At 64.9% G+C, this 26,563-nt stretch carries 22 protein-coding genes; 17 read left to right on the top strand and 5 right to left on the bottom strand.

The features are described from left to right. Positions 1 to 127 precede the first annotated feature (127 nt). From ARTH_RS09450 to ARTH_RS09465, 4 genes are read left to right on the top strand one after another with little or no spacing between them, the layout of a single operon-like run. Positions 128 to 1,072 carry a carbohydrate ABC transporter permease gene (locus ARTH_RS09450; RefSeq protein ID WP_043429695.1) on the top strand — a complete coding sequence of 315 codons (945 nt, stop codon included), beginning with the start codon at positions 128 to 130 and terminating at the stop codon, positions 1,070 to 1,072. A 2-nt stretch (positions 1,073 to 1,074) separates the two neighbouring features. Continuing rightward, positions 1,075 to 1,983, top strand: a complete 909-nt coding sequence (locus tag ARTH_RS09455; RefSeq protein ID WP_011691717.1) for a carbohydrate ABC transporter permease — start codon at positions 1,075 to 1,077, stop codon at positions 1,981 to 1,983. After that, the gene (locus tag ARTH_RS09460; RefSeq protein ID WP_011691718.1) at positions 1,980 to 2,942 is read left to right on the top strand and encodes a sugar kinase; all 963 of its coding nucleotides are present in this window, start codon (positions 1,980 to 1,982) and stop codon (positions 2,940 to 2,942) included. Before ARTH_RS09455 ends, ARTH_RS09460 begins: the two co-directional genes overlap by 4 nt. Before the next feature lie 49 nt (positions 2,943 to 2,991). After that, positions 2,992 to 3,630 carry a bifunctional 4-hydroxy-2-oxoglutarate aldolase/2-dehydro-3-deoxy-phosphogluconate aldolase gene (locus tag ARTH_RS09465; protein ID WP_011691719.1) on the top strand — a complete coding sequence of 213 codons (639 nt, stop codon included), beginning with the start codon at positions 2,992 to 2,994 and terminating at the stop codon, positions 3,628 to 3,630. A 481-nt stretch (positions 3,631 to 4,111) separates the two neighbouring features. On the opposite strand, the gene ARTH_RS09470 is transcribed toward ARTH_RS09465, so the two are convergent. Further along, complete coding sequence (locus tag ARTH_RS09470) at positions 4,112 to 5,146, bottom strand: AAA family ATPase (protein ID WP_011691720.1); 1,035 nt, start codon at positions 5,144 to 5,146, stop codon at positions 4,112 to 4,114. Between the two features lie 1,224 nt (positions 5,147 to 6,370). On the opposite strand from ARTH_RS09470, the gene ARTH_RS09480 reads away from it, so the two are divergent. After that, positions 6,371 to 6,871, top strand: coding sequence for an HAD domain-containing protein (locus tag ARTH_RS09480; RefSeq protein WP_011691721.1), 501 nt, complete (start codon positions 6,371 to 6,373; stop codon positions 6,869 to 6,871). A gap of 4 nt (positions 6,872 to 6,875) precedes the next feature. Continuing rightward, positions 6,876 to 7,013, top strand: coding sequence for a hypothetical protein (locus ARTH_RS23860; RefSeq protein ID WP_156810658.1), 138 nt, complete (start codon positions 6,876 to 6,878; stop codon positions 7,011 to 7,013). Positions 7,014 to 7,217: 204 nt separating this feature from the next. Here the strand turns inward: ARTH_RS23860 and ARTH_RS09485 are convergent, their stop codons facing one another. Together ARTH_RS09485 and ARTH_RS09490 are read right to left on the bottom strand one after the other, a co-directional pair. Next, entirely contained in the window at positions 7,218 to 8,231 is a 1,014-nt protein-coding gene (locus ARTH_RS09485; RefSeq protein WP_011691722.1) for a DUF808 domain-containing protein, read from the bottom strand. Further along, positions 8,228 to 8,563 carry a hypothetical protein gene (locus ARTH_RS09490; protein ID WP_043429696.1) on the bottom strand — a complete coding sequence of 112 codons (336 nt, stop codon included), beginning with the start codon at positions 8,561 to 8,563 and terminating at the stop codon, positions 8,228 to 8,230. The genes ARTH_RS09485 and ARTH_RS09490 overlap by 4 nt, the downstream gene beginning before the upstream one ends. Here ARTH_RS09490 and ARTH_RS23865 point away from each other — a divergent pair. The 9 genes from ARTH_RS23865 to ARTH_RS23120 all read left to right on the top strand — a co-directional run bounded on the left by ARTH_RS23865 (position 8,562) and on the right by ARTH_RS23120 (position 21,032). Further along, positions 8,562 to 8,804 (top strand): hypothetical protein, encoded by a 243-nt coding sequence (locus ARTH_RS23865; RefSeq protein ID WP_156810659.1) that lies wholly within the window; start codon positions 8,562 to 8,564, stop codon positions 8,802 to 8,804. The genes ARTH_RS09490 and ARTH_RS23865 overlap by 2 nt on opposite strands. A 432-nt stretch (positions 8,805 to 9,236) precedes the next feature. Then, positions 9,237 to 11,213, top strand: coding sequence for an amino acid transporter (locus ARTH_RS09495; protein WP_011691724.1), 1,977 nt, complete (start codon positions 9,237 to 9,239; stop codon positions 11,211 to 11,213). Positions 11,214 to 11,619: 406 nt separating this feature from the next. Next, a complete protein-coding gene (locus ARTH_RS23495; protein WP_083812686.1) occupies positions 11,620 to 11,718 on the top strand; it encodes a potassium-transporting ATPase subunit F in 99 nt (32 codons plus the stop codon). A 7-nt stretch (positions 11,719 to 11,725) separates the two neighbouring features. Continuing rightward, positions 11,726 to 13,393, top strand: a complete 1,668-nt coding sequence (gene kdpA, locus ARTH_RS09500; RefSeq protein ID WP_011691726.1) for a potassium-transporting ATPase subunit KdpA — start codon at positions 11,726 to 11,728, stop codon at positions 13,391 to 13,393. Continuing rightward, positions 13,390 to 15,516, top strand: coding sequence for a potassium-transporting ATPase subunit KdpB (gene kdpB / locus ARTH_RS09505; RefSeq protein ID WP_011691727.1), 2,127 nt, complete (start codon positions 13,390 to 13,392; stop codon positions 15,514 to 15,516). The genes kdpA and kdpB overlap by 4 nt, the downstream gene beginning before the upstream one ends. A 10-nt stretch (positions 15,517 to 15,526) precedes the next feature. After that, positions 15,527 to 16,147 carry a K(+)-transporting ATPase subunit C gene (gene kdpC / locus ARTH_RS09510; RefSeq protein ID WP_011691728.1) on the top strand — a complete coding sequence of 207 codons (621 nt, stop codon included), beginning with the start codon at positions 15,527 to 15,529 and terminating at the stop codon, positions 16,145 to 16,147. Between the two features lie 33 nt (positions 16,148 to 16,180). Next, positions 16,181 to 18,832, top strand: coding sequence for a DUF4118 domain-containing protein (locus ARTH_RS09515; protein WP_011691729.1), 2,652 nt, complete (start codon positions 16,181 to 16,183; stop codon positions 18,830 to 18,832). Further along, positions 18,829 to 19,503 (top strand): response regulator, encoded by a 675-nt coding sequence (locus tag ARTH_RS09520; protein ID WP_011691730.1) that lies wholly within the window; start codon positions 18,829 to 18,831, stop codon positions 19,501 to 19,503. Before ARTH_RS09515 ends, ARTH_RS09520 begins: the two co-directional genes overlap by 4 nt. A 905-nt stretch (positions 19,504 to 20,408) precedes the next feature. After that, a complete protein-coding gene (locus ARTH_RS23120; protein ID WP_011691732.1) occupies positions 20,409 to 21,032 on the top strand; it encodes a GNAT family N-acetyltransferase in 624 nt (207 codons plus the stop codon). 158 nt (positions 21,033 to 21,190) lie between these two features. On the opposite strand, the gene ARTH_RS09535 is transcribed toward ARTH_RS23120, so the two are convergent. After that, positions 21,191 to 21,409 (bottom strand): three-helix bundle dimerization domain-containing protein, encoded by a 219-nt coding sequence (locus ARTH_RS09535; protein WP_043429699.1) that lies wholly within the window; start codon positions 21,407 to 21,409, stop codon positions 21,191 to 21,193. A 469-nt stretch (positions 21,410 to 21,878) separates the two neighbouring features. Here ARTH_RS09535 and ARTH_RS09540 point away from each other — a divergent pair, with 469 nt between their 5' ends. Further along, the gene (locus tag ARTH_RS09540) at positions 21,879 to 22,370 is read left to right on the top strand and encodes a universal stress protein (RefSeq protein WP_011691734.1); all 492 of its coding nucleotides are present in this window, start codon (positions 21,879 to 21,881) and stop codon (positions 22,368 to 22,370) included. Between the two features lie 299 nt (positions 22,371 to 22,669). On the opposite strand, the gene ARTH_RS09545 is transcribed toward ARTH_RS09540, so the two are convergent. Next, the gene (locus tag ARTH_RS09545) at positions 22,670 to 24,253 is read right to left on the bottom strand and encodes a CYTH and CHAD domain-containing protein (protein WP_232223613.1); all 1,584 of its coding nucleotides are present in this window, start codon (positions 24,251 to 24,253) and stop codon (positions 22,670 to 22,672) included. Positions 24,254 to 24,941: 688 nt separating this feature from the next. Here ARTH_RS09545 and ARTH_RS09550 point away from each other — a divergent pair. Next, a complete protein-coding gene (locus ARTH_RS09550; RefSeq protein ID WP_011691737.1) occupies positions 24,942 to 26,126 on the top strand; it encodes a cation:proton antiporter in 1,185 nt (394 codons plus the stop codon). Positions 26,127 to 26,563: the final 437 nt, after the last annotated feature.

Raw genomic sequence — 26,563 nt, forward strand, 5'->3', positions numbered from 1 at the left:
GCCAACCACGTCGGAAAGGGTGTGGCTGCAGGTCACTGCAGCCACACCCCCGGACAGGATCAGTTCACTCATGACAATCTCAACAGCACGGCCACCGGCACCCGCCGGTCCCCGGTCGAAGAAACAAGTGCCTCACAACGTCAAGACATCCCGCCGAGCCGCCTGGATCTTTGCACCCAGCCTGCTGGTCAGTTTTCTCTTCGTCTACGTTTTTATCGGGATCACGGTCTACATCTCCCTCTCGAACTGGAAGATCGGAACCAGCCCAAACCTCACGCTCCGCCAGCCGTTCGGAGGGACCTACGCCGAACTGGTCCAGGAACAGCGCTTCCAGGCGGACATCCGCAATGTGGTGGTCTTCACGATCATTTTCCTGGTCCTGGCCATCCTCGGCGGACTGGTCGCCGCGCTGTTCATCCACCATGTTTCGGTGGGTAAGGGCCTGTTCCGGACGGTCTTCCTCCTGCCCTACGCGCTGTCCTTCATCGTTACCGGTGTCGCGTGGCGCTGGATCTTTGCCCCCGCCACTGGCGTCAACGAGATTCTTCGAAGCATGGGAATCGAGAACCCTCCGGGGTGGACCACGGACACCACGATCCTGGGAGCCCTGAACGACCCCTCGGGAACCGACTTCCTGAAGGTCCAGTTCGGCATTCCGGTGGCGCTGCTGCCCATCATCTTTGCGGCCGCATGGCAGCTCGTGGGTTTCGCCATGGCCATGTACCTGGCCGGCCTTGCCTCCATCCCGGAGGAACACCTTGAAGCGGCCAATGTTGACGGCGCGAACGTCTGGCAGCGACTTCGGTACATCGTGCTGCCGCAGCTGTGGCCCTCCACCATCACCTGCTTCGTGCTCCTGCTTCACGTGGCCCTGAAGATCTTCGACCTCGTCGTCGCCATGTCAGGTTCCGGCCCGGGATTCGTCACCGACGTGCCCGGCATTTACATCTACAACTACCTCACCAGCCGTTACGACAAAGCCTCGGCAATGGCGATCATCCTGCTCCTGCTGACCCTCGTGGTGATCGTCCCCTACCTCGTACGCGGATACCGGAAAGAGCGAAAGGCATAGCAATGGCCGTCGAAACCCTCGAACCGACCACGTCCCGATCTGTCCAGGCGCCACGACAGCGCCCGAAGAAGCTGGCCCCCAAGCCCCGGTCCTGGAGCATTCCGAGAACTGCCGGCGGCTGGATTGTCCTGGCTGTTTGTACCCTCGCGACTCTCGGCATGCTCGTGCCGGTTTACGTCATCATCACCACGGCCCTGTCAGGAAGTACCGGAGCTCCGAACTTCTTCCTAGCCTTCCCGGATGCGCCGAGCCTGGGCGCCTTTAAAGGCGCCTGGACCAAGCTTCACGGATCGCTGGCGAACTCACTTCAGATCACAGTCCCGGCGGCGCTGGTCTCGTGCCTGTTGGGCTCGATCAACGGCTACGTTCTGTCCAAGTTCCCCTTCCGGGGATCCAACGCCCTCTTCACGGTTCTGCTCGTGGGCATGTTCATACCGTTCCAGGCCGTTATCATCCCCGTCTTCCAGTTCCTCAACATGCTGCACCTCCAAGGCAGCATCATCGGCCTGATCCTGGTCCACATCATCTACGGCATACCGATCACCACGCTGATCTTCCGCAACTACTACGAGGGCATCCCGACCGCCATCATCGAAGCAGCCTCCATCGACGGTGCCGGCATCTGGAAGACCTACGTCCGTGTGATGCTCCCGCTCTCCGTGCCGGGCTTCGTCGTCGCCGGAATCTTCCAGTGCACCAACATCTGGAACGACTTCCTCTTCGGCTTCATCCTGGCCTCCCCGGCAGCGTGGCCTGCTACCGTAACCCTGAACAACCTCATCGGAACCACTACCGTGGACTACTCCGAGCTGATGGCCGGCGCAGTGCTCGTGGCTGCTCCGACCGTCCTGCTCTACCTTGTCCTGGGCAGGTTCTTCGTCAGCGGCCTCACCGCAGGAGCAGTGAAATGACCCTTCTGGATGTGCTCTGCGTCGGGGAAACCATGGCTGTGGTCACCCCCGCCAGGGCTGAGCCGCTCCGTGACGCGGAAGAATGCCTGCTCGGCTACGGGGGAGCGGAATCCAACGTTGCGGCGCACCTGGCCGAATTCGGTTACCGGTCCGGCTGGGCCAGCCGTGTCGGCCGGGACCCGTTCGGTGAACGAATTGTGGACGGACTTTCCAGCCGTGGCGTGGATGTCAGCTGGGTGGTGCGCGACAGTACGTCCCCTACAGGGGTCTACTTCAAGGACCCCGACGTCGGGCACGGCGCCAGGGCGCTTTACTACCGTGCCGGCTCCGCTGCCTCCCGGATGGCGCCGTCCGATTCCGAAGCGTGGCCGCTGGAGCAGACGGGCTGGATCCACACCAGCGGCATCAACGCCGCACTCTCGCACAGTTGCTCGGCGCTGACGGAGCATCTCCTGGCGGGGGCTGGTCCATCAGGCTACAAAGTCTCCTTCGACGTCAACTACCGCCCCGCCCTGTGGACTGTCGACGTTGCGGGCCCGCGTCTGCTGGAACTGGCCCGCCTATCCACCGTTGTCCTCGTGGGCCTCGACGAAGCTGAAACATTATGGGGCTGCACCACCGCAGAAGAGGTATCGGAGCTTCTGCCGGGACCGCGGCATGTCGTCATCAAAGACTCAGCCTTAGAGGCTGTCGAATTCTTCAGGGACCGCAACCGGGATGAACGTGTCTTCCGCGTACCAGCCAACCACGTCGACGTCGTCGAACCAGTGGGGGCTGGCGACGCCTTTGCCGCGGGTTATCTGGCCGGGTTGCTCCGCGGAGACAACCCCGAGGACCGGCTCGCCCTGGGCCACTCCTTCGCAGCCTGGACACTGGGCACCCGCGCCGACTTCCGACCGGGCCACGGAACTAAACCCCGCAGTTTCGGTACCAACGGCACCCGCGTCGGCGTCAGCTGACGCGGGTGCTGCCCAACTGCCATCACGATTACCCAGAAAGAGAACAACCTTGGCACACAAACTCACGCATGACTGGTTCGACGACGGTTTCTTCCGGGTCCCGGTGATAGCCGTGCTCCGCGGACTAACACCCGCCGAAGCAGTACGGAACGCCACGCGGGCGTGGGACGCCGGCGTCGAGCATGTCGAAGTCACGATCGAAACACCGGAAGCCGTCCCCACGCTCGCTGCTGTGGCCGGCGCCGCAGCCGAACGCGGTGTGGCCGTGGGCGCAGGCACCATCATGAGTGCCGACCAACTGGACGCCGCGGCATCCGCCAACGCATCATTCACAGTCTCTCCCGGCCTTGACGAAGGCATCATCAAGGAAAGCATCCGACGCAGCATGCCCCACTTGCCCGGAGTGGCCACAGCCAGTGAGATCCTGCGGGCGAAAGCGCTCGGCCTGACATGGCTGAAAGCATTCCCAGCATCGGTACTGGGTCCCGATTGGCTGAGAGCAATGAAAGGGCCGTTTCCAGACGTCCGTTTTGTCGCCACTGGCGGTATGAAATCGGCAACAGCACGCCGCTATCTCGATGCCGGTGTCAGCGTCGTCGGTTTGAGTTCAGACTTCTCCTCCGACGAAGGGGCCGCGGCAGTCCGCGAACTGCTTAGTGCAATTCAAGGCAACACCACGGCAGTGTAGTCTCTGGCCGGAGGCCAGGGGACCTGCGCGGCACATCCGCCTACACGGGCAAGTCCTACCTGAGCCGCCCCGGCACGTTCAGGTGCGACCCGCTGCCCAGTGCCAGTTACGTCGATGCTGTGGAGGCGGACGATTTCTCAAGCGTTCTCGACTACGCACTGAATAACTTCACTCGGGCGCACTGATAACAGTATGGAGTCACGAAACCGCGACAACCTTCAGGCCGTTCTCTGGGATATGGACGGCACGCTGGTCGACACAAGCTCGGGATCTACCTCGGCCCTCGGCACCGCCTAGCGAGGGAGCGATGAGCAGTCCACTTTTCACCTGGGGGTGCTCTGACTCGAGGTGGTCCCGCTCGGTGTTGGCGCCGCACCGCTACGTTGAAGGCCGGGGGAGGTCAGCTAGGGCTTGTGAAACTGTGGTGCTTTTCCCGCTCGGGGGCGGGACGGGCATCTCCTGACAGCCGCTGCAGATTCGGTCAGGCCAGCCAGCGCCACCAACGCGACCGCTCAGGTTCCGGCGGCGGCTCCGGCTCCGGCTCCTCGCCCAAGGCCAGTGCGGCCTCAACGATGTCGTCCGTTGTTAGCGTCATGACGGCCTCACGATCGAGCGCGTCAAGACTTTGTTCCTCGTCGAGCGACAGCCGCAGCGCCTGGCGGTTGAGCGCCTGCTCGAACAGCGTGCGGGCGAACCGTGCGTTGCCGGAGTCCTCGCCCGCGTGGAGCCCGGTGAGGATCCGGCGCAGCATCTGGTCGGCACCGGGCTCCAGCGTGTACTCGTGCTGGGCCAGCAGCTGGTGGAAGATCGTCTGGAGTGCGTCGACGGAGTAGTCGGGGAACGTGATCTCGCGGGCGAACCGTGAGCGCAGTCCGGGGTTCGAGAGCAAGAAGGACTCCATCAGGCGCGGGTACCCGGCCACGATCACGACCAGCCGGTGGCGGTGGTCCTCCATCCGCTTGAGCAGGACCTCGATCGCCTCGGGGCCGAAGTCCATGCGGCCGTCCTCCGGGGTCAGCGCGTAGGCCTCGTCGATAAACAGGACGCCGTCCAGCGCACGCCGGATCACCCGGTCCGTCTTGATGGCCGTCGCGCCGACGAACTGCCCCACCAGGCCCGAACGGTCGACCTCGACCAGGTGGCCTTTCTGCAGCAGACCGACCGCGCGGTACATCTCGGCCAGGAGCCGCGCCACAGTGGTCTTGCCCGTGCCCGGGTTTCCGAGGAACACCAGATGCTGTGAGGTGGCCACCTCCGGCAGGCCGTGCGCCTTACGGCGGGCCTGGACTTGGAGCAATGCGACGAGGGCCCGCACCTGTTCCTTTACGGTCTCCAGTCCGACCAGCGCGTCGAGCTCGGCCTGCACCTCGGACAGTGGCCGGGCCGGACCGGGCCTCGCACCTATGAGATCGCCGACCAGGTCATCGACGCGCTCCGAATGTGGCAGCTTGAGCTGATCGGCCAGATGGCCGATGGTTTCGCGCAGGTCGTCGAGCGGATTGCGGCTGGCAGCCATACATCCACTGTAGTACTCGATTCCGGGCCTGGGTGGGGCTGGCCTTTTGGTCGTTGAGCTTCTAAAGCTGAGGCCACGGGACGCCCAAGCCAAACACAGCTCATCAAGACAGGGGAGCTTCGCGGGATCCGGATCGGTGGGAGGGGCGTTTGGCGCATCGGGCCAGCGACCTCGAAGACTACATCGCCTAGGTCGACCGGCGCACCGCCGAGCGCATCTCTGCCGGCGAGCCAAAAGTCGAGGGAGAATCTGAGCCCGGGTTGCTCCTGCAGAAACTCTGCAGCCACATGAATTCCCAAGTCAGGGCGCCGCTTCAGCAGTTGCCACCACTCGGCGAGAACTCCGCCGGTCCCCTCAGTTCCGGACTTCTCGCGTCCGGCGTCCTCGGGTCGATCATTCGGAAGATTCAGGCTGCTATGGGCACTATCCCGCCAAGAGGGCATCAGGTAAGCGCAACCCTAGGCGGCAGCCGTTACCGTGCCGGTGGCGGATCGACGAAAGCCTATGGGGAACAGCCGGAGCTCTCCACTGTTACACGCCGGCACCGGCTCGTCTTGAACACGGCCGGCGCCGACTTTCCGGCAGGGGTCCGTGTCAGGCGACCGCTTTCTCGACGAGCGCGCGGATTTTGGCTTCCGTCGCAGCATCCGGCGAGGTGATGGTCCACGCGACCGGGTGCATGTGGGTGTCCTCTTCACGAGCGGGGTTCACAACGTCGCCAAAGCCGAACGCGATGAAGTCCTTATCCGGTTTGATGTAGCGGATGTCCTTGCCGTCCTTGACGTAGAACGGGAGACCTCAGCGTACGATCGGCTCTAACGAGGGTGCGCTCTCCCGGACGATACTATGCAGGCGTTCTCCGATCGCCCGGTACTCTGAGGGGGAGTCACTGAGTTTGCTGAGAACAGCCGCGTCACCCTTCTTCGTGAACATGGTGGTCAAGCCTCCTTCAGATTCTCGTTAAGCAATCATTGTGGCCGGCGCGTGCGTCCGTAGACACCGACGGCGTCTGACCGTCGATGGTGCAAAGCCCACGCGGCCGCGGCGGAGGTAGTCGAGGCATACGAGGCAATCCGCCATCCGGCTATGCACTTTGTGGTAAGGGAGAATGCGCTCGTCTGCCATTTGCAACCATGCGCGTCGGGTACTCCATCGCGGTCTTCGGCCTGCTCTTCTCCGTCGTCGCCTTGTTCAGTGCTGTGCCCACGGTGTTAGGCTCCGGCCATGACGTTGAAGCCGATCATCCTGCTCGACATCGACGGTGTACTGAACCCGGCCCTCCGTGCCCGGCCGGGTGCTATCCGGCCCGACCCGCAGCTCACAGACGTGAGGACCGCGTTGGTCCGGCGGCTGGCGCGGTGCGGTCGGATTGCGTGGGTGTCGACGTGGCCGGCGGAGATGACCGCCCAGCTTGAGGAGCAGCTGCAGCTCGAGACCGAACCGTTGCGGGTGACCCTCCTGCTGCGCCCGGCCGACGCCGACGACCCGACACCGAAGCTGCGGTCGGTGGCCAGGTGGCTGGCCAGGATGGAGGCGTCCGACGACTGGGACTCGGTCGTGTGGATCGATGACGTGCTCGGACCCGACGCGCGCGAGTGGGCCCGCACCTGTGGCCGGCCAGCGCTTTTGGAGAAGCCAAGCGCTGACCGGGGTCTGACGGAGGCACACGTGATCGCGGTAGAGGTGTTCATCGGCGGCGGGGGCGCGGTCAACGCGACCACCTGAGGCCATGCCGCTAGCGGGAGGGCTGCGCTCCTGCGTACTCCTCAAGCGTGATGTCGCGGGCGGCGATGTCGGTGGCGGCGTCCACTCCGATGCAGCGGAGATGTCAGGGTTCGTAGGCGTAGCCGGTGATCTGCTCGGCTGACAGCCTCGGCCGCCGGTCGCCCGAAGACGGCGACGTACCCTTCATGGACCGTTGCCTGGGAGGTGAAATACCGGTACGCGCTGACCAGGGTGATGATTACGCCGTCGGCCTCTCAGGCGGCGAGCTCGGAGCGGAACTCATCGAGGGGTCTCAGAGCCCCTCCTTGAGCCAGAGCAGGATTTCGGGCTACCCCCTCGGGCACGGCTACGAGGCCGAATCGGCCCCGCGTTTCACGGGACGGTCCCCTGCAGCGCTGCTCCCGTCATGCCCGTTTTTCTTTTGGCCGAACGGCAGCACTTTCAGCAGCGGTCCCACGATGGCCATGATGACGAGGCCCCAGGCGATTCCGAGGACGGCGGAGCACAGCGTGTTCACGAGCCAGGCCAGCAAGCTGCCCACCACCGGGATCCCGCCGAAGGGGTGCTCGAGGACATGGACAAGGTCGTATGGCGCGTGCCAACCGAGGTCGTAAGCGCCCTGCAGCATGATGTGCCCGCCGACCCAGAGCATCGCAATCGTCCCGACCAGGGTGATCGCGGCCAGTACCGAGGGCATACCCTTGACGAGGAGCTCGCCGGTGCGCCGGGAACCGGCGGAGTCCTTGGCGGCCAGATGCAGGCCGACGTCATCCATCTTGACGATGAGGGCGACGGCACCGTAAACGGCAACCGTGATCACGAGGGCCACGACGACCAGGATGAGCGCCCGGACCCACAGAGATTCGGTGGCCACCTCGTTCATCGAGATGACCATGATCTCGCAGGACAGAATGAAGTCGGTGGTGATGGCGCCCTTGATGACCGTGGCCTCCGCCGCAGGTCCCCGCTCGACCGCCGGAGTTTCTTCTTCAGCGGAGTGGTGGCCACGGAGTTTGTGCCACACCTTCTCGGCACCCTCGTAACAGAGGTAGGTGCCACCCAGCATGAGGATGAACGGGATTGCTCCCGGAAGGAAAGCGCTGACGGCAAGCAACGCCGGCAGAATGATCAGCAGCTTGTTCCGAAGCGATCCCCAGAAGATCTTCTTGATCATCGGCAGTTCGCGGGAAGGGTCCGCACCGGACACGTACTGCGGGGTGACGGCAGCATCGTCGATCACCACACCAGCGGCCTTTGCCCCTGCCTTGGCGGCGCCGGCAGCGACGTCATCTACCGACGCGGCCGCTATGCGGGCAATGGCTGCGATGTCGTCCAGCAGGGCAACAAGACCGCCGCTCACAGGTCGCTCGCATACTGGTCGTGAGAGGACTGCTTGGCGAGGAGGCCTTGGTTGAGACGTGTGATTGGCATGCTCCGATTATATGAGCGGTCATCCGGAAGGGCCGCGCCGGCGTGCCGGGCCATGAACCTGTTGGCATAGTCAGAAGAGTTCTGTCGGGGCCGGGGGAGTTCCATCCACAGGGCCGGCAGCGCATCCAGTGTCGCCACCGATTCCACTGCGGCCGTGGAGGCGTGCAGCGCGGACCGGGTCAGGTAAAGAACAAACGGATCGACCTCGCCAGTCCGGCAGTTGTTGATCAGATCGAAGTACCGCTGCACCTTGGCGGCCATGGCTGAAGCGGCGCGAGTCGTCGCTGCCGCCGATCCAGTTCTGCATGTCGCGGAGCGTCCCCGCGTAGGCCGTATCCACCGGGTCATCCTTCATCAGGGCATGGTGGGCGGACAGCATCGCTTCGAGGCGGATTTCCCCGCAGTGGCCGGCGTCCGCAATCATGGCTTCTACCGCGGCAGCGGCGGCCACCATCGACTGTCCGTCACTGCTGGCCTCAGCCCGATCATCGCTTTGGCGTAGTCGGTACGGTTGGCGTCGATGTGTTCGATCTTGGAAGAGGACATCGCTTCGCTGCGCAGCAGGAGACCGCTGATGGCTGCCATGCGCGTGCCCGCGGTGACGTCCAGGGATGTGACGCTGACGGCGGCCTCTCCCAGGGCGGTGATCGTTTCGCGGCCCTGCTCGAACCAGCGGTCAGCGATTTTGGGCCGGATTCAACCTGTACGTTGAGGCCCGGGCACCGCCTCCCTGATATTCGGCCGGGGGCTCCGCCACAGCAGGCAGGAGCCGACTTTGCGGGCCCCTCCTGTCCTGGCTAGCCCCGCACCCGGCACCCATGCCGTCGCGGCGTTAAGGATCCGTCAAGATTGTCCCGGGGCCGGGATCACTGAGCTGAGCCGGTGTTATCGTCGGCAGTGAACGCGATGGCCGCGCATCGCAGGGAAGGCTGCTATGACCACGATGAGCAGGCCGCCAGCGGATCCCCAGGCGGCTCGGCCGGGCGCCGGGGACAACTTCCGGAACTGGCTGCTGTTCGGCCTGGTGGACGCCAAGGGGATCCACCAGGGGCCCGGAGCGGTGAGCGATTCGCACCTGAAGAAGCATCCGTGGTGGCAGGTGATGTGCCTGACGGGTGTCGATTACTTCTCCACCTTGGGTTACCAGCCTGCAATCGCGGCGCTGGCGGCGGGCGTGATCTCTCCGCTCGCGACCGTGGTGCTGGTCGCTGTCACCTTGCTCGGCGCCCTGCCCGTGTACCGCCGGGTAGCCGGGGAGAGCCACCGGGGTGAGGGGTCCATCGCCATGCTGGAGAGGTTGATGCCGCGCTGGGGCGGGAAGCTCTTGGTGCTGGTGCTTCTGGGGTTCGCGGCGACGGACTTCATGATCACCATGACGCTCTCCGCAGCCGATGCCACGGCGCACGCGCTCCAGAATCCCTTCACGCCGGCCTGGATGCAGGGACAGAACGTGCTGCTCACGCTGTTCCTGCTGGCCCTGCTGGGGGCTGTGTTCCTGCGGGGCTTCAAGGAGGCCATCGGTGTGGCGGTAGTTCTGGTCGGTGTTTACCTGGGCCTGAATGTGGTGGTGGTGGCCGCGACCGTATTCGAGGCTGTTACCCATCCGGTTGCTGTGGGGGACTGGTGGCACGCGCTGACCACCTCGCACGGGAATCCGTTCATGGTGGTCGGGATCGCGCTGCTGGTCTTCCCGAAGCTGGCGCTGGGCCTGTCCGGTTTCGAGACCGGGGTCGCCGTGATGCCACAGATTAGGGGCCGGCCAGGGGATACCGAGGACAAACCGGTCGGCCGGATCGAGGGGGCCCGCCGGCTCCTGACAACCGCGGCAGTCATCATGAGTTCCTTCCTGATCACCACCAGCTTCACCACAGTGATCCTGATCCCGGAGCAGGAATTCCAGCCCGGCGGCCAGGCCAACGGCCGCGCCCTGGCGTTTTTGGCCCACGAGTACCTCGGCGCGGGTTTCGGGACCGTGTATGACATGAGCACCATCGCCATTCTCTGGTTCGCCGGCGCCTCCGCGATGGCGGGCCTGCTGAACCTGGTCCCGCGGTACCTGCCCCGCTACGGTATGGCCCCGGGGTGGGCGCGGGCGGTGCGGCCGCTGGTGCTCGTGTTCACTGCGGTCGGATTCCTGATCACCTGGCTCTTCGACGCCGACGTCGACGCCCAGGGCGGCGCCTACGCCACCGGCGTCCTGGTGCTGATGACCTCGGCTGCGGTGGCGGTCACACTGTCGGCCCGTCGGCGGCAGCAAAGCAAGCGCACCCTGGGGTTCGGTGTCATTGCCGTGGTGTTCATTTACACGACGGTGGCCAACATTTTTGAACGGCCCGAGGGCATCCGGATCGCCTCGTTCTTCATCGCAGGCATCATCGTGATCTCGTTGCTCTCCCGGATCCGGCGGTCCTTTGAACTCCACGCCACCCACGTCCACCTGGACCGGCAGGCGCTGGAATTCATGTCCTCCAACGTGTCCGGCCCGATCGCGCTCATCGCTCACGAACCCCTCCGGCTGAGCCCGGAGGCATACCGGGACAAGTTGACCTCCGCAATCGAGGTCAGCCACCTTCCGCTTGAGCACCAGGCGCTGTTCCTGGAAGTGATCGTGGACGATTCCTCCGACTTTGAGACAGAACTCGAGGTCCGCGGCGTGACCCGGCACGGATACCAGATCCTGGAGGTCCACGGACCGGTCGTGCCGAACACGATCGCCTCGGTCCTGCTGCACATCCGCGACGTGACGGGCCTGATGCCGCACATTTACTTCCGCTGGACGGAGGGCAACCCGATCATCAACCTGCTCAAGTTCCTCTTCCTGGGCGAAGGTGAAATCGCTCCGGTGACCCGAGAAGTACTCCGCGAAGCCGAACCGGACGTCACCAAACGACCATGGGTCCACGTCGGCTAAGGCATCGCCGGCCAGAGGTCCCGAGACCCGGCAACGGGAGTGCGCGTGCCGCCGGTGAGCCTGGGGCCGGCGACAACGCCCGCCGGCCTGGGCCGGTCGCTGCCCGCCGGGACGGGGGCGAAACGCGCGGCGCAGCGCGGTACCGTCGCGCCGTTCCGTAAGGGTGTTAGGGCGGCGTCAAGATCCGCCGGTCCGGCGTTAAGAAATCATCAGGAACCGCTTTTTGCCGTCCGGAGGGGACTTGACTGTCAGTAGCCCCGCAAACGGGGCGCGGATGAAAGGAACCTGCAATGGCCGACATGGCTGTGATCGGAATCCTCATGGTTTCCATGGGCTTCGTAATGTGGATCGGCCACTTCCTGGCCGGAATGGTCGGCGGAGCCGAGGACCGGCCGGACGCCGGGCAATGAGCGCCGACGCCATCATGTGGCTGGTCCTGCTCATCGCCGGAATCGCCCTGTTCGGTTACCTGCTCGCAGTGCTGATCCATCCGGACAAGTGGTGAGCACCCAGTGACGTTCAATACCTCATCCTTCCTCACCCAGGTCGCCGCCCTGATCCTTGCCCTGACGGCCGCCCATAAACCGCTGGGCGTCTATCTCGCCCGCGTTTTCGAGGGCAAGACGTCGACCCGCACCGAGCGGCTGTTCTACCGGCTCGCCGGACTCGACGCCAGCACCGAACAGACCTGGCCGGTGTACCTCCGCAGTGTCCTGGCGTTCTCGGCCGTCTCCATTCTGGCCGTGTTCGGCCTTCAGCGGCTCCAGCGGGTGCTCCCGGGTGCCGGCGCGCTTCCCGGGGTTGATCCGTGGGTGGCGATGAACACCGCCATATCCTTCGTCACCAACACCAACTGGCAGACCTACGTCCCGGAAACCACGGTAGGAATGTTCGTGCAGATGTGTCTGCTGGCGGTGCAGAACTTCCTGTCCGCAGCCGTGGGCATCGTCGTGGCCGTCGCCCTGATCCGGGGCATCGCCCGCACCCGAACTGACCGGCTCGGCAACTTCTGGGTGGACCTGGCCCGGACAAGCTTCCGTGTCCTGCTGCCGCTGGCAGCAGTCGCCGCGGTCGTGATGGTGATCGGCGGGGTAGTCCAGAACTTCTGGTCCACCGACGTCACCAATCAGGCAACGGGCATCAGCCAGAGCATCCCCGGCGGCCCGGTGGCCTCGCAGGAGGCGATCAAGGTCCTGGGCACCAACGGCGGCGGGTACTTCAACGCCAACTCCGCGCACCCGTTTGAGAACCCCAATGTCTTCATCAGCCTGTTCCAGGTCTTCCTGCTCCTGCTGATCCCCTCGGCGCTGCCCTACGCGTACGGCCGGATGGTGGGGGACCGTAAGCAGGGTTACACGGTTGCGGCCGTGATGGGCGCCCTGTGGCTGGCTTCGGTTTCGTTGATGGGACGGGCCGTTGAAACAGCCCAGGGCACAGCCACCGCGGCCGCGGGCGGACTGGGCGAAGGACTCGAGCAACGCTTCGGCGCCGCTCCGAGTGCGATCTTCGCCGCGTCCACCACGCTCACCTCAACAGGCGCCGTCAATGTCGCCCACGACTCACTTCCGCCGCTGGCCGGCGGCGTAGCGATGGTGAACATGATGCTTGGCGAGGTCGCCCCTGGCGGAACCGGGTCCGGGCTCTACGGCATGCTGATCCTGTCCATCATCTCCGTCTTCATCGCCGGACTCATGGTAGGCCGCACGCCCGAGTACCTGGGCAAGAAGATCGGCCCCACCGAGATGAAGCTCGCGGCCCTGTACATCCTTGTCACCCCGGTCCTGGTGCTGGCCCTAGCCGGCATCACAGTGCTGCTACCGGACTTGACGGCCAACGCACCCGCGACCGGCCCGCACCAGTTCAGCGAAGTGCTCTACGCCTTCACGTCCGGGGCAAACAACAACGGCTCCGCGTTCGGCGGCATCACCACCTCCGGACCCTACCTCTCGGTCATGATGGGCATTGCCATGCTGCTGGGACGCTTCCTGCCCATCGCCCTGGTCCTCGCATTGGCCGGATCCCTCGCGCGGCAGGCAAAGGTTCCCGCCTCCACCGGGACCGTCCCCACCCACGGTCCGCTGTTTGGTTCGCTGCTGATCGGCGTGACAGTCATCCTGACCGCCCTCAGCTACTTCCCGGCCATTGCCCTGGGCCCCCTAGCAGAAGGACTCCTGAAATGACACTGTCCAAGACGGACACCGCCGCCCAGACCTACGCCGACGGCAATCCCCTCGGCACCCCCGGCGAACACAAACACCACACAAAGGCACCTGCGAGACTGACGCTCGCATCCGTCGCAGCGGCCCTGCCCCTCGCTGTCCGCAAGCTGTCGCCGGGACAGATGATCCAATCCCCGGTGATGTTCACCGTGCTCGTCGGGGCTGCCCTATGCACCGCGATCTCGCTGTACCGGCCCTCGGTCTTCGGCATTGCCGTTACCGCCTGGCTGTGGCTCACCGTGCTGTTCGGCACCCTCTCGGAATCCATCGCCGAGGGCCGGGGCAAAGCCCAAGCCGACAGCCTCCGCGCGAGCCGAAAGGGCGTAGTGGCCAGACTTCGTCAGCCCGACGGCACCACCAAAGAAGTTCCGGGCACGGAGCTGCGGCTCAACGACACCGCCATCTGCGAGGCCGGAGACGTCATTCCCTCGGACGGCGAAATCATCGACGGCCTGGCCAGCGTCGACGAATCTACCATCACCGGGGAATCAGCGCCCGTCATCCGTGAATCCGGCGGAGACCGCTCCTCGGTCACCGGCGGCACGAAGGTCCTCTCGGACCGGATCATCATCCGCATCACCGCCGAACCGGGCCAGACCTTCATTGACCGGATGATCAAACTCGTCGAAGGCGCAGTAAGGCAGAAAACTCCCAACGAGATCGCACTGCACGTGCTCCTGGTGTCCCTGACCATCGTGTTTCTCGCTGTGACCATATCCCTGGCCCCGTTCGCGTCCCTCGCCGGAGCGACACCGTCGCCGATCGTGCTGGTGGCGCTGCTGGTCTGCCTGATCCCCACCACCATCGGAGCCCTGGTCCCGGCCATCGGCATCGCCGGGATGGACCGGCTGGTCCAGCACAACGTGCTGGCCACCTCGGGCCGTGCCGTGGAAACCGCCGGGGACATCACCACCCTGCTGCTGGATAAGACCGGCACTATCACCTACGGCAACCGCCGCGCCGTCAACTTCTACCCCGCCAACCAGGTGGAGCGCACCGACCTGATCGAGGCTGCCCGGGTCTGCAGCCTGGCCGACGACACACCCGAGGGACGGTCCATCGTGGACCTCGCCGCCGATAAAGGCATGACAGGTCCGGATCTGGCCACCTTGGAACACAGTTCCAGCGAGTTTGCGGTGGTCCCGTTCAGCGCCAGCACGCGCATGAGCGGGCTGGACCTTGACGGGCTGCAGATCCGCAAAGGTGCCGGCTCCACGGTGGGGGCCTTCGTCGCCGAGCTGGGCGGACACACTCCGGCCGAGGTAGAAAACCGGGTCAAAGAAATCTCAGCCCAGGGGGGAACGCCGCTGCTGGTCGCCCGGGTGGGAAGGGACGGCGCCGCGGACATCCTGGGCACCATCCACCTCGCCGACGTCGTCAAGCCCGGCATGCACGCCCGCTTCGCCGAACTGCGGAAGATGGGCATCCGGACCGTGATGATCACCGGCGACAACCCCATGACCGCCAAGGCGATCGCCGCGGAGGCCGGCGTCGATGATTTCCTCGCCGAGGCAACCCCGGAGGACAAGCTCGCGGTGATCAAGAAAGAGCAGGCCGCCGGCCGGCTCGTGGCCATGACGGGGGACGGCACCAACGACGCACCGGCCCTGGCTGCGGCGGATGTCGGCGTTGCGATGAACTCCGGCACCCCGGCGGCGAAGGACGCCGCGAACATGGTGGACCTCGATTCCGATCCGACGAAACTCATCAATATTGTGGGCATCGGCAAGCAGCTGCTCATCACCCGCGGGGCACTGACAACGTTCTCGGTCGCGAACGACGTTGCCAAGTACTTCGCGATCGTCCCGGCCCTGTTCAGTGCAGCCTTCCCCGGGCTGGGCCTGCTGAACATCATGGGACTCTCAACCCCGTCCTCGGCCATTCTCTCCGCCGTGATCTTCAACGCCCTGATCATCATCGTCCTGGTGCCGCTCGCGCTCCGTGGGGTCAAATACCGTGCCGTCTCAGCAAACCAGGCACTGGGGCGGAACCTGCTGGTTTACGGACTGGGCGGGCTGATCGCACCGTTTATCGGCATCAAAATCATCGACCTGATGATTTCCTTAATCCCCGGAATCGGCTAGGAGCCTTCCCATGAACACTCTCACCGGCTACCTCCGCCAGGGGCTGACCGCCGTCCGGTTCCTGCTCCTGGCCACGCTGGTCCTCGGCGTGGCCTACCCCCTGGCCGTCTTCGGCGCCGGGCAGCTGATCGCCCCGTACCAGGCCAACGGCTCTATCCTCAAGGACAGCGGCGGCGCACCCGCCGCGTCCGCCCTGATCGCCCAGTCAGCAGCGGACGACTCCGGCGCCCAGGACCCGCGCTGGTTCCATGCCCGGCCTTCCGCCGTAAAATGGGACCCGGCATCGTCCTCCGCCAGCAACCTTGGACCCAACGATCCGAAACTCCTCGACGCCGTCACCGCCAACCGCTCCGCCGTCGCCGAATCCGAAGGCATCAACGAAAGGGACGTGCCCGCGGATGCGGTTACATCCAGTGGCTCCGGACTGGATCCGGACATCTCCCCGGTGTACGCCAGGCTTCAGATACCGCGTGTCGCCGCGGCCCACGGGCTGAGTCCCGATGCAGTCACGGCCCTCGTGGCGAGCCATACCAGCAGCGGGCCTGAGGCGTTCCTGGGCCAGCCCTCCGTCAACGTCACCCTCCTAAACCTGGACGTGGCCGCCGCGGCGCAGACCGGCTCGAAACCGTGACTACCGGTCACTCCTAGGTGAGAGACTAACCACATGGCACGCGGAACGCTGCGGATCTTCCTGGGGGCTGCACCAGGGGTCGGCAAGACCTACGAAATGCTCGAGGAAGCCCACCGCCTGAGCAAACGCGGCGAGGACGTCGTCGTCGCGTTCGCGATGGACCACGGGCGCAGCGACACCCGCGCCCTGCTGGACGGGCTGGAAGTCATCCCGCCCCGGCGCCTGCCCTACCGGGGCACCGAATTCGAGGAGATGGACCTTGACGCCGTTCTCGCCCGGGCGCCCGAGACCGCGATCGTGGACGAATACGCGCACACCAACATCCCCGGCAGCCGTCACACCAAACGCTGGGAGGACATCGACGAACTCCTCAACGCCGGCATCAACGTCCTCTCCACCGTCAACATCCAGCACCTGGCCTCCCTCGGCGACGTCGTCAACGCCATCACCGACGTCCGCCAGGCCGAAACCGTGCCGGACGAGATCGTGCGCAGGGCCGACCAGATCCACCTGGTCGACATCTCGCCGGAACTCCTCCGCCAGCGCCTGGGCGACGGGAAGATCTACTCCGCCGATAAGATCGACGCCGCCCTCTCGAACTACTTCCGCCTCGGCAACCTCACCGCCCTGCGCGAACTCGCACTTCTGTGGCTCGCCGATCGGGTCGATGAGGGACTCGCACGGTACCGGGAAGAAAACGACATCCAGGCCACCTGGCCAGCCCGCGAACGCATCGTCGTCGGACTGACCGGCAGCCCCGAAGGTGAAGTCCTCATCCGTCGCGGCGCCCGGATCCTCAACCGCGTCAACGGCGGGGACCTGTTGGCCGTCCACGTCCGCGCGGCCGACGGCGTCGCCGAGGAGTCCCCGCGGGCCCTGGAGGCACAGCGCCGCCTGATCCAGGATCTTGGCGGCAGCTACCATGTCGTGGCCGGCGAAGACCCGGCCAGCGCCCTCCTGGACTTCGCCCGCAGCGTGAACGCCACCCAGATCGTTGTTGGCATCTCCCGCCACAAGAAACTGGCCGGCCTGCTCGGCGCACTGCTCGGCGGAGGCATCGGCACGAGGGTGGTCCGCGACTCCGGTGACATCGACGTGCACATGGTCTCCCACCCCCTCGGCGGGCGTGGGACCGGACCGGTCCGGCAACGCGACCTCGGCAGGGTCAGGGTCACCGCCGGCTTCGTACTGGCCGCCGTGCTGCCGGCTCTCCTGCAGCTCATGCTGTCCGCGAATTCTGAACCGAACATCGCCACAGCGGTGCTCATCCAACTCAGCGGCTCCGTGCTCGTCGCACTCATCGGCGGCCTCTGGCCGGCCATCGTTGCCGCCCTCTGGAGTAGCCTGCTGGTCAACTACTACTCCACACCACCGGTCGGTACGCTGACCATCAGCGACCCACAGAATCTCCTGGCCCTGCTGGTCTTTGTCGGAGTCTCGGCAGCCGTCGCCGTCGTCGTCGACATCTCGGCACGCCGTTCCAAGGAAGCCTCCCGTGCCCGCGCCGAAGCCACGACGCTGGGAGACCTTACCCGAAGCGCAGCTCGCGCCGAAGACACTGTGAAAGGACTCCTTGAACAGGCCCTGGACGTATTCCAGGTCAGCGGTGCAGCCCTCTACACATCCGCCGGGGACACGGGGACAGAAGCTCCCGGCGGAACCGGCTGGCGGTCCGTTGCAGAAGCCGGCGCAGTCCCTCCCGCGGGGCCGGATACTGCGGACAACATCGAACAGATCGACCCCACGACCCGGCTGGTTCTCACCGGCCGGACCCTTCCGGCCAGCGATAGACGGCTGCTCGGCGCTTTCGGTGTGCATCTGGCCGCTCAACTGGAACGCCAGCAACTGGCGGCCAGCCGCCGTGAGGTCCTCCGACTCGCCGAAAGCAACACGATGCGCACCTCCATCCTCCGTGCCGTGTCCCACGACCTGCGGACGCCTCTCGCCGGAATCAAACTCGCCGTCGGAGGCCTCCTCCAGCACGGCGTCACATACACTCCTGAAGAAGAACGGGACCTGCTGCAGACCATCGACGCCTGCGCCGACAGGCTGGACCTGCTGGTCGGGAACCTCCTCGACATGTCCCGGATCAGCGCCGACTCCGTCAACCCCCTGCTCCGTCCCGTGCGCTGGTCAGAAGTCGTCCCCGCCGCCCTGCACGGCACGCCCCAGGGGCGTGTCCGGGTGGAATTGCCCGCAAACATGCCCGAAATCGATGCCGATCCCGGGATGCTCGAGCGCGTAATCGCAAACATCGTCGAGAACGCGGTCAAATACGCCCCCGATTCCGAGATTGTCCTCGTGGGAGCAGTCGGCGGCTTCAGGTCCGCCACCATCGCCGGGCGGCCGGCCAGCGAGCTGCGGATCATCGACCACGGCCAGGGCGTACCGGCGGAACGCGTTGTTGAAATGTTCCGTCCGTTCCAGCGCCTGGACGATATCCCGCAAACCACCGGGGTGGGGCTCGGACTGGCTGTCGCGAAGGGGTTCACCGAAGCCATGGGTGGGACACTCAGGGCCGAGGAAACCCCGGGCGGGGGATTGACCATGGTCATCCGGCTTCCGCTCTCTACGGGTTTGGCCATCGATGACGGTGACCGGCAAGCGCCCGTGCAGCCGCAGTCCTTGCTGGCCAGGCGCACCGACTCGCGGCCCTTCCAGCCATCCGCTACGGAGAACCCATGACCGCTGTCCTGGTCGTCGACGACGATCCGCTCCTGCTGAAAGTCCTGAAAATTACCCTCCAGGCCAACGGTTACTCCGTCACTACCGCCACGGACGGTAAGTCCGCCCTCCTGGCCGCCACGCAGCATCCGCTGCGGCTCATCGTCCTGGACCTGGGCCTGCCTGACATCGACGGGACAACGGTAATCACGGAACTCAGGAGGTGGAACCCGGTCCCCATCCTCGTGCTCTCCGCGCGACACGGCTCCGAAGACAAGGTGGAGGCACTGGACGCCGGCGCAGACGACTACATCACCAAACCGTTCGGGCCGGACGAACTCCTGGCAAGGCTCCGCGCTCTACTGCGCCGGGCATCGGACCATAGCCAGGACTCCGTCGTCACAACCGGCGCGTTTACCGTGGACCTCGGCAAACATCGTGTCACTCGCGAAGGCAATGACGTACGTCTGACACCCACCGAGTGGAACATCCTGGAGCTCATGGTCCGTAACCCTGACAAACTCATCACGCAGCGCCAGCTGCTGAGCGAAGTGTGGGGGCCCGCGTACACAACCGATTCCAACTACCTTCGCGTCTACATGGCGCAGCTCCGCCGCAAACTAGAACCGAAACCAGGCACCCCGCGCCACTTCCTCACCGAACCCGGCGTCGGCTACCGATTCCAACCCTGACCCCGCAAACGGCACCAGCTTCGCCGGACCCGGCCAGAAGGAGCCTTTTCCTCGCCAAAGTAAGGAGCAACAGGGCTGTGAAGAGGGGCAGAGCATAGCTTGGAACGACGCTTATGAGCGGCCCACCGATGATGGAACCACGACTAATTAGGCCAGTTGGCAGAATTCGGATTATGTCCATTGCCAAATCCGTTCTGTTGTTCATGCTCGCTGCCGGCGTCATTGCCTTGGACTAGAGCCGCCGACGCCCTGGTTCATCACGCGGCAAGGGGCAAGGGGCAAGGGGCAAGTGCAGAGGGCAAAGACGGCGAAGTCAAGGAGGCACGCTGATACGGCCTTGATGTGCACCACCCCGGCTGGTATGCCCGCAGACATCGGATGGTCATCCTCTCGAAAGACCAGAGAAATGTGTCTCGGGCATCGTTAAGTTGTGATGGATAGCCTTGAACTGAAGCCCGCATTGGCTGAGGAAGCTCCAGTGACTCTGACTGCTTCTTGGTTGCCTATTGCTGTGGGCCAGGAGATTGAAGCATGGTATCGGGGCCAGCTTGCCCACCGGGGCCGCGTGGCCCGCATTCTTCAATCCGGGAACCTGTTTTGGATTAGCGATTTGCGCACGGGGGACACGCGGCTGGTGGACTCGGATGAATTCAGCATCAGGCCATTGTCCGGGTAGCTCGTAAGTGAAGGCGCCGCGGTACACGGCCCCGGGTTGGCCGGACGCTACGCCCACGCCCGCCGCAGGAATGCGGTTGCTTCCCCTGCGGGTTTGTCGGCTGCGGGCTCGGCGGATGGACCTGCTACAAGTTCTGGCTTGGCATAAATCGAGAGATCGCCCTCCGTTCACCCTGTGTTAGTCGTGGTCCCGAATGCTGTCCGGACGATCCTCATGTCGAAAGGTCATAATGGCGCTTCGCCTGCCCCGCGCTCTTCCCACGCTCCGGACGGCCACAGGGCGTTTTGTTCTTACACCGTTCAGTACCGGTGACGTCCAAGCGCTGGCACATATTCTTGGCAACGATGAAATCTGGGCTACGGGGTTCGGCGACGGGCACCACCGTCCGGGCACACACGATGAGATGGTCTGCTTCATCAACGGCCGCCATGAGGGGCTGCGGATTTTTGCCGTGTACTACACCGGTCTGCCTGGCGGCCCGCTGTTCGTCGGGACCACCGGCATCACGGAGTTGCACAGGCCAACACAGCGGGTGAAAATCGGCCGGACTATCATCAGCCCGGCATTCTGGGGCAAGAACGTCAACCACGAGGTGAAGCTCGCCCTGCTCGATTGGGTGTTCTCCCGCGGCGCAGGACGCGTCGAGTGCGATGTGGATCCGCGAAACCACAGGTCCATTTCGTCGCTCAAGCGGTTCGGTTTCACCGTCGAGGGTACCCGAAGGCGTTCCTCACAACGGATCGACGGATCCTGGCGGGACATCGTGGTTCTGTCGTTGCTCACTGAGGAATGGCCGACGACCCGACAAAAGGCGCTCCTGGCCTTGGACGAATCGCGTGTTTCCCTTGTGTAGGCATATTGAACCTAAGCCCCGGAAACCGATATTTGACCGGAGCTTCGCCAATTGAACGACGACGAATCGCCGGCACGTGTCCCATCGACGAGCGCTGTTGGGCAACCTTGGGGCCAAGGCGCGACATAGTCGCGGAAGTCGGACTCGGATTGGTGGTGTCAGTTCTCTGCTGGTGGTGAGGTAGCGAGGTGGCGGAGTCGGTTCTTGGCACCGTGCTCCACCAGCGTAGGTATGTAGGTGCGGATCCGGCCGGCCTCCAGCCGGGCGTATTCTTCGGCGACAAGGCCGGCGATGTAGTGCCGGGATGTTTCGGGGTATTTCGCGGAGAGGCGGTCCGTGACTTTGGCGATGGTTTCGTACTTTTCCGTATCGTCCATCAAATCAGTTTGAGGCCAGGGAACGACGGCGTCCAGCAGTCTGCTTAGCGCATTCGCGGCCGGCGTCTGTCGCCCCCCGGGGGAATGTTGGCTGCCGCGGTGAATGAGTAAGCCTGGCATTTAGAAATCACGTTGTGGAAACTTTCGGGCAACCTAGGGCGTGCACAGTGTAGACAGGAAGTACTTCGGAAAGGACCCGAACTTGAACCAGCTGAGAAGAGAGCCGTTAATTCCTGCCATGAGGTGAGGGACAGACATGGTCGAACTGGACATCGTCCTTCTGGAGACGGAGCAGGAAGCAGCCGGGGCGGCTTCCGCTTAACTCCGGCCCGACGGGCCGAGGAAAGGCCGGGCCCCGGGCTTCCATTGGGGGAGCCCGGGGCAGTGGGGCGGGGAAGAGTTAACTGGATGAAGGGCGGAGCGCGTTTCGTTTCCCGAACGCCTCGCCCAACAACTGTGAGGGCGCCGAATGGAATTCTCGTTGGACCCTGCAGAGCCCGCGTGCGGTGACGGGCCGGTGCTGTTCGGTGTCCCCTGGGATTGCCCGGCACCGCTGGTCGGGGCTGCGGCCCGCTTCGCCCGTTCCGTAAACTCCCATTTGGTGTGCGCGTATGTGGATCCGGCCGGTTATTTGGCGGAATGGGCTCCTCCCCGGTTCCGGGACGCGGAGTCGCTGGACCCGCCAGGCAGTGACGAGGCGCTGTTTCCTGCCGCCGACGTGAGAAAGGGCCTCGTGCTCTGCCTGGGAACTCCAGGGGCTGGGTGGTCTTTCCGGGTGCTGGGCGGTGCTGTCGCACCGGCGTTGGCCCGTCTCGCGGCGAGCACGGGTGCGTCCCTGCTGCTCGTTGGCGGTCCACGGCCCGGCGTCCTTGCCAAGCTGCAGCGGGTGGTGGAGGGAACCGTTCCGGATGAGCTGCTCCGGATCCAGGACCGTCCGGTGCTAATCCTCCCGGCAGGGTAGTCCTCACTGTCGGGTCAGCCGATCAGTTCCGCGAGTTCCTTCACGGCTCTGACGTAGTGGGTGCAGGAGTCTTCCAGGTGTTTTGCCCCGTGGTTTCGTGAGCCGTGCGAGGGGCGCCGTGAATTCTTCCTGCACGCGCAAATGGGTCATCGTATCTTGGTTGGAAAGGGTGAAGGTCCGGACGCTTCTGAACAGACCCAGGGGCAGCGCGCCACGGGTGAACATCACATGTCCGGGGTGACACATTCCGGGACTTACGGGGGTGGCAGGTCGGGGTGCTCCAAGGTTTGACGCCGGGTCTAGAGGCGGCGGCCACGGGCCTTCTTGCGTAGCTTCCGATAGGCTGCCTCGGTTTTGGCGGCCGTTTTGGCTTCTAGTTCGGTCAGGGCCGTGGAGACGGCCGCGGTCCCAGCGGCCTGGTCCGGGGCTGCGGCGAGCCGGTGCAGGAGCTCGCGGGCGACGACGGTGTCCTGGTGGTCGCCGAGAACACTTTGAATCCGGCGGCCGGTTTTTTCCAGGACACGGGCCCGCTTCCCGTGGATGATAATGACGGATTCTGCGGCGTGACGGAGCCGTTTGGCGTCTTTGCGGACCTGGTGGAGCGCGGCATCGTATCCGGCGGTTCCGGCAGCTTTACGGGCGGCCCGGTGGGCCCGGTCCAGGCGGCGCGCAGCGTTGTTCACCAGTCGTGCGCTGGTCTTGCGGGCGGGTTTGGAGGCTTTGGACTTGGATTTCACGGGCGGGTTGTCGCGGAAGTGTTCCAGAGCAGTCAGGATGCGGTAATACCGCGCAGAGTCAAGCGTTGCAAGGGCGCGCTTGTAGCCGGTGTTGTAGGCCGTACCGAGTTCGTGCTCGAGCTGTCCCAGGGCAGGTCCGGAGGCCTGCGCTTCGGGCAGGGCGTGCAGGTTCGCGAGGATCCGTTCCCGCATCACTTCGGCGTCGCGGGGGCGGCCCAGGATCCGGCCGAGCCACTGCAGGTCCCGCTCCAGCCCGACGACGGCGTCCTTCGTGAACAGGGTCCGGTAGGTCCGCAGCACGGACCGGGTGCGGCGGGCGGCGGATCGCATCTGGTGCACGGAGTCCGGGACACCGTGCCGTACTCCGGCGTCATGGTTGAGGAGCTCGTTGATCTGGGCGCCGACATAGGAGGCCACGACGTCACGTACGGGTCCCTTTTTCCGTGCCGGCCTGGGAACCACGCTCCGGGCCGCGGGCCAGGCCTGGCCGAGGGCGCGGGCGAGTTTGGCGGCGTGGGTTGACGGCACTGCCCCGGCAGCCTCCAAGGCCGGTTGCGCGGCCGTGAAGAGCTCCGGTGCGGCCTGGACGAGTTCGATCTCCCATTCACGCCAGTGTGTCTCCGGTCCCAGGTTACGCAAGGGGACGGCATGGACGCGGTCATCGGTGAAGTCTGCAAGGTGTTCCCCGGCGGACCCGTACAAACGGTAGGTGGCTCGTCGGGTTGAAAGGCGGGCCACGGCCGAGAGCTCCTGCCCGCGGGTGAAGACGGCGAGGTGGTCGAGCAGTTCGGCCGGGACGTGGTCGGGCTGGCCGAGGGGGGCCTGCACCTCCCGGCGACTGTCCGGGCCGGCCGGCAGTTTAAGATGCCAGCCTTGGTCAAAGCCGCCCGTGCGGCGACGCAAAGTAATGCCCCGGGCCGCGAGTTCCAGCCCGGCGGTGTCATAGTAGACGGCCTCCAGGAACGTTTCCGCGGGTTCTCCGGCCTGGTCGACGCCGGCAATGGCGGCGAAGACCGGGAGGCGTGCGGTGGGCCCGGTATCGTACTTACGCTCTGTTTCCGTGGTGTCCCGGGACGCCATGATGCTCAAGCCGCCGGCTTGGCTGCGAAGGCGGTCGTGGCCGCAGGGGAGTTCGTCATCGTGCATATCCTTGCCGGGCGCCGTGGAAATGGCCGGGGCAGGGCGCCCTTCTTGTCCCGACCGTGGACCGATTCTAGGGCCGGACCGTGGCCCGGGCCAGTGCCTTTGGCCCGGGTTTAGCGGGTCGGGACGCTGCCGGTGCAGGGCCTGACAAGGTTGCCGATCCAATAGGCTCCGGCGGGCGGGCACGTTTTGGCGGCACATGACGGGGATGCCGGGTCCGACAGTTCCACAGGCTCCGAGCCGGGCCGGGGGCAGGATCACCCCCGGGCCCCATCATCGCCCCGGCAACGAGGGTGACGGTGTCCATACTTATCAGCCGGTGGTGGAAGAGACGAGTCTGGACCACGCAGTCCCGGTTGATAGTGGACTTAGCGCTGAGGGTGACCCGGTCCGCTTCCGGCAGCGACTGGCTTTCGCATCAGGTCCCGGATCCGATCCCGTCGGCTTCGATTCCTACGCCTTCTTCGCGGCTGGTGGCAGAACCCGCAAGATTCGCGGCTGCCTAAGATATGTTGAATCGCTGACGGTCAGGGGCGATCTGGCCCGGGGGATTCCCGCATTGGTGGCCGATGGCTACCATCGGGTATGCGCAAGCTACTACACGGACCAAAACAGCGACATTCCGCTCAAACTGGCTGACGTGCCACGGTGACTACCGTAAGCCAACCGCAATCCCGGTGGAAGGAGGAAGGTGTCTTTCTTTCAGCTTTCGCTGATCGCCGCGGTCGCGTTAATGGGACCGCTGCTGGCACTTCCCCGGAAATGGCATCTTCCCGTGGTGCTAGGGCAGCTACTGGCTGGGATCGCCATCGGGCGCACGGGTTTGGGTTTGGTGGACTCTGCGGACCCCACGTTCACCTTTGTGGCCGACGTCGGGTTCGCCCTCATCATGTTTGTCGCCGGGACGCATGTCCCAGTGCGGGACGAAGCCATTCGCCCGGCACTGGGCGCGGGCGCCCTGCGTGCCGGCGTTGCCGCAGTACTGGCGGCCGTCGTCGGAACCGTCATTGCTTTTGCGTTCGGCACCGGACACGCTCCCCTTTACATCGTTCTGCTCGCTTCCTCTTCTGCCGCCTTGGTCCTGCCGATCGTCGATTCGCTGCGGCTGAGGGGTCCAAAGGTCTTGACGACGACGGCGCAAGTGGCGGTAGCGGACATCGCCTGCATAGTGGCGCTTCCGCTTGCCGTTGACCCACCCAACGCGCCGAGGGCGGCCGTTGGGGCAACCGCCGTCGCGGCGTGCGCAGCAGTCTTGTTCTTTGTACTTCGCTGGCTGGAGCGCAGCGGCACGCGCGGACGGGTACATGACCTGTCCGAGGACCGGAAGTTCGCCCTGGAGCTGAGGATCCAACTTGTCTTGCTCTTCGCGCTCTCCGGGCTTGCCGTGGCGGGCCACGTGTCCATCATGCTGGCCGGGTTCTCCTTCGGCCTGGTGGTTGCAGCGGTGGGCGAACCCCGGCGACTGGCTCATCAACTCTTCGCCGTCAGCGACGGCTTCGTAGGGCCCGTCTTCTTTGTCTGGCTGGGCGCATCGCTTGATCTGCGCACCCTTGCCGTAAGCCCCAAAATGCTTCTTCTCGGGGCTTGCCTTGGCCTGGGAACCCTGCTGGTTCATGGAAGCCTGCGGCTACTCGGCCAGCCTCTGCCGCTCGCGATTCTTGCAGCGTCACAGTTGGGAGTGCCGGTTGCCGCTGCCGCCATCGGCTCCCAATTGCATTTGTTGGAACCGGGAGAGGCCGCGGCCATGATCCTCGGGGCGCTCATCACCGTCGGGGCGAGCACCGCCGCGGGCTCACGGGCCGCCCGCAGGTTTACACAGGCCACCTCGGCGGCGGCGGGCAACCCATCCGGGGGCGGCCCGACCTTGGCTGCGTAGTTGGCCACGCCGCAGGCAACTTCCGTCAGTCTCCGAGTTTCATACTGTGGCCGGACAGTGAGCCATATCGTCCGTTGGACCTGATCAGATGCAACAGTAAAATCTCTGGCCAACGGGGTTTTGCGACAGGCACTGTCTCATCGCACTACTCAGTGTCAACGCAGGAGCCACAATTTGGTACTACATGGAGCCGGTCGTCGATACGGTGCCTGATCCAGCAAGCTATCTTGCGGCAGTCTGCGTGCGATGAGGAACCTTGAGCGGGGAAACGCTGGCCGTTTCAGACACACTGGAACTAATCGGCGCTGAATGGGCTCACCGGGAGGTCAGTTGTGTCCCTCCGGTATACATGACCGTGAATGGTTGGATCCGTACTCAGCAGCCAGTCCACGACGTCCCAGAAGTGAGGAACAGAATCGTGCTTCAGCCCTTCTTCA

The sequence above is a fragment of the Arthrobacter sp. FB24 genome (assembly GCF_000196235.1).
Classification (GTDB): Bacteria; Actinomycetota; Actinomycetes; order Actinomycetales; family Micrococcaceae; genus Arthrobacter.